Source organism: Cytobacillus sp. IB215316 (assembly GCF_033963865.1).
GTDB lineage: Bacteria > Bacillota > Bacilli > Bacillales > SM2101 > Nanhaiella > Nanhaiella sioensis.
On record NZ_JAXBMC010000043.1, the window covers coordinates 1 to 2,404 of the forward strand.

The window sequence follows — 2,404 nt, forward strand, 5'->3', positions numbered from 1 at the left end:
CTTCCCCCATATGTCCTTAGTCTCTTCACCTATAGTTTGTAGATTCTCCATCATATTCACCTCCTATATATATAACGAATTAAGATAGTTTAATCATACGAAATTTTTATAATTATTTTAAAGAAATTTTTCTAACTGCTTCTTTAGCTTAGGTACACTTGTTCACTATCTTATTCTGATAGCAAATATTAATTTTACTACTCCACAATCATGTCCTAAAATGAGAAGGGCGCAAATCACTATGTCAGATTTGCGCCATATTGTGGAAGATTATTATTACAAAAAAGGGAGTCTACTAAAATGATTTTCTCTTTTTCATAATGTTTAAGCGGCATATTTGTTATTATGAGGTCGGCCAGCCATTTCTAGTTGAACTATTTTTTAAAAAAATTACTTTTTAGGTGGTCGAGATAGCCCCTACTACAACTCGAGCCATGTAGTTGAACAAAGTTAGAATATTTACCTCTCTTTATTTAGATGAATATCTAAATATTTCACATACTTGTTTGGTTCAATTTCTTGGTACACTCTTAAAGAATCTACATTAATTGTAGGATATGGACTTAGCTTTTCTTCTGTTAATTCAGCCATATCTCTTAATTCTTCTCTCGATAAACCCCAATGAGTTTGTCCTAATGTTAGGTGGGGGAAATAGTCGTCCAGTTCCATATATTTTTTAATTAAGTCTTTTTCTGGAGAAACAGCATTAACAATTTCTTTATGTAACTTGTATAACTCTCTTGATTCAACACTTAAAAATAGTACATTCTCTCCAAAGAAGTCAACTTTACTTAATTTCAGCTTGAATGGCGTGGTGTCTTCGCATACCTTTTCAACATCCTTTAGCCAATCCATATCTGATGTTAAACCACCTTGTGCTTTTACTGTGATATGGGGCTCAACAACATTTGGAAGTTCATTATTTTCCCATTGCAACTGGAATTTCATAATTTTTTTTATGTCTTCTTCTGATGGCACAATTCCGATAAAATATTGCATTTGTACCACTCCTCACAATATTTTTATTAGTAGATAGTATTCTCCATTTTAAAACTTCTTCAAAACTCTGCCCTATATTTTACACTAAGTCCCATACAGATCACGCTGGATCAATGACTTTAAAATGTTATATCTATATTAAAATAACTAACCTAACCTGATCACCTTTTCGATAGCACTTTGATAATAATTTTTAATTAACTCAACTGGAAGATGACAATAGAGTTCTTCTATATTAAAGAAATGCACCAGCTATCAGAAAATCACGACGTTAAGGAAATTTAGATATTCGAACTCCATATTCTTCAAGAAAAAAATTAAAAGAAATGGAGTTTTACTCCGTTCAAGTGCCAATAAGATGATTCAAATTACAAACTTTTTTTTGGTTGATTATATTTATTAATTATAAAATATACTATTGTAATAAATAATGGTATTGCTAATAGTGAAATAAGTATATTACTCATTGTGAAATTTACAGTATTAGAAACTTCTCCAAACTCTAAAACATATCTAAAAACCATTCCGATTGCATTAAAAATCAGTGATAAGAGAAATACTGTTATTACTTTTTTTATCAACAAACCTCCAAATATAAATGCAATAACTGTATATACTGCAATAACTGAAGTTAAAAAAGTGAAATCTAACGATCCACTGGTATCTATGACCGCTTTATTAAATGGAAAAATAAAACATCCATTAAATAGAATATAAAATAATGTGATAAACCAAAATAACTTTTTTCTCTTTTGAATAACGTTGAATAATTGTTCCATACGTTACACCTCATTCAGAATTTAAAATGTATAATTGCTCTTGTTAACATTATAAAAGAATATTTGTTAAATAAATTTATTAATTCATTTGTAATATTTAATATACCTCAATGTCCATTGAGATAACTATTAATCTTTGAAATATCGATATTTAATACCCTACAAATATTCTGGTCTTCAACAACCTGGACCTAAAATGAATAATGGCACATATCAATATTTCAGATATGCGCCATATCGTATTATAAGGTCAACAAGTTAACTGAATGACAAATTTTAAGTGATATTATTATTAAGGTAGTCAGGATAGCCTTTACTACCTTCTTGCGCCATATTGTGGAAGATCAGCAAAATAAAAAGGGGTACCTCGCACCCCTTTTTTTGCTTGTGTTTACTAAACCTTAGTACCAGCCGAAAGGTGAATTACATTACAGTTAATTATTTGCGAAAGGTATAAATATAGATTAAATTTGAACAAAAAAATCATATCAATGATATGACTTTCTTTAGCTCTCTTATTCCACTAGCACTCTATTCAGGAATTAATCGTTTCCTATTTTCTATATTTTCGTATTTGAAGTAATCACCGAATATATCCATCTTATCATCGACTATCTTAATGAATG

Annotated in this window: 2 protein-coding genes; both read right to left on the minus strand. The window is 29.5% G+C overall.

Translation table 11 applies throughout. From position 1 onward, the window contains the following. Nucleotides 1-459: 459 nt before the first annotated feature. Nucleotides 460-999 carry a 2'-5' RNA ligase family protein gene (locus SLH48_RS22125; RefSeq protein WP_320259901.1) on the minus strand — a complete coding sequence of 180 codons (540 nt, stop codon included), beginning with the start codon at nucleotides 997-999 and terminating at the stop codon, nucleotides 460-462. A gap of 368 nt (nucleotides 1,000-1,367) precedes the next feature. After that, complete coding sequence (locus SLH48_RS22130; protein WP_320259902.1) at nucleotides 1,368-1,778, minus strand: hypothetical protein; 411 nt, start codon at nucleotides 1,776-1,778, stop codon at nucleotides 1,368-1,370. Nucleotides 1,779-2,404 lie beyond the last annotated feature (626 nt).

What these genes read in the sequence shown, in the direction of transcription:
- SLH48_RS22125 (WP_320259901.1), bottom strand. Translation starts at nt 999, where the DNA reads ATGCAATATTTTATCGGAATTGTGCCATCAGAAGAAGACATAAAAAAA.
- SLH48_RS22130 (WP_320259902.1), bottom strand. Translation starts at nt 1,778, where the DNA reads ATGGAACAATTATTCAACGTTATTCAAAAGAGAAAAAAGTTATTTTGG.